This window comes from Kitasatospora nipponensis (assembly GCF_039528135.1).
In the GTDB taxonomy this organism is placed as follows: domain Bacteria; phylum Actinomycetota; class Actinomycetes; order Streptomycetales; family Streptomycetaceae; genus Kitasatospora; species Kitasatospora nipponensis.
Map to the genome: position 1 here is coordinate 1 of NZ_BAAALF010000973.1, position 569 is coordinate 569.

2 protein-coding genes are annotated in these 569 nt (G+C 71.2%); one reads left to right on the plus strand and one right to left on the minus strand.

Annotation, left to right across the window (positions count from 1 at the left end):
* The coding region (locus tag ABD323_RS44385) for a class II fructose-bisphosphate aldolase (RefSeq protein ID WP_344447655.1) at window positions 1-216 on the plus strand (216 nt) is incomplete at its 5' end.
* On the opposite strand, the gene ABD323_RS44390 is transcribed toward ABD323_RS44385, so the two are convergent.
* A partial coding sequence (locus tag ABD323_RS44390) for a carbohydrate-binding protein (RefSeq protein WP_486327192.1) occupies window positions 204-569 on the minus strand: 366 nt, incomplete at its 5' end. The two genes, ABD323_RS44385 and ABD323_RS44390, sit on opposite strands and share 13 nt — an antisense overlap.

Genomic DNA, 569 nt, shown 5'->3' on the forward strand with positions numbered 1-569 from the left:
GAGCTGTCGGCCGGCATCGCGGCCGGCCTGGTGAAGGTCAACATCGGCACCGCGCTGAACACCGCCTTCACCCCGGTGGTCCGACAGCGCCTGGCCGAGGACCCGGCCGGCACCGACCCGCGCAAGTACCTGGCCCCGGCCCGGGCCGCGATGACCGAGACGGTGGCCCGGCTGGCCGCGGTGGTCGCGGGCAGCCGCAGCGGTCAGCTCGGGTAGGTCTCCACGCTCATCGGCGTGAGCGCGACCTGGTCGACCAGGATGCTGTTGCCGCTCCCGGCCGGGATGCCCACCGTGATGGTGTTCGTCCCGGCCTGCAGCTCCGGCCATATGTTGGTGCTGTACCAGGCCTGGGCCGGGTCCACCCCGGCGCCCGAGTAGTTCTTCACCGTGATGCCACCGTCCCGGTCCTTGCCGTTGACGGTGACGGCCGCGCTGAAGTTCTGGCCGGTGTTGTTGAAGTGCAGCCAGAACTTGTACGCGCCCGCGCTCGGGGCCGTGAACGTCCAGGTCACCGAGGAGCCCGCGGTCAGCGTCAGGTAGCTGCCGTCCGCCGACCTGGCGCCCTTCAC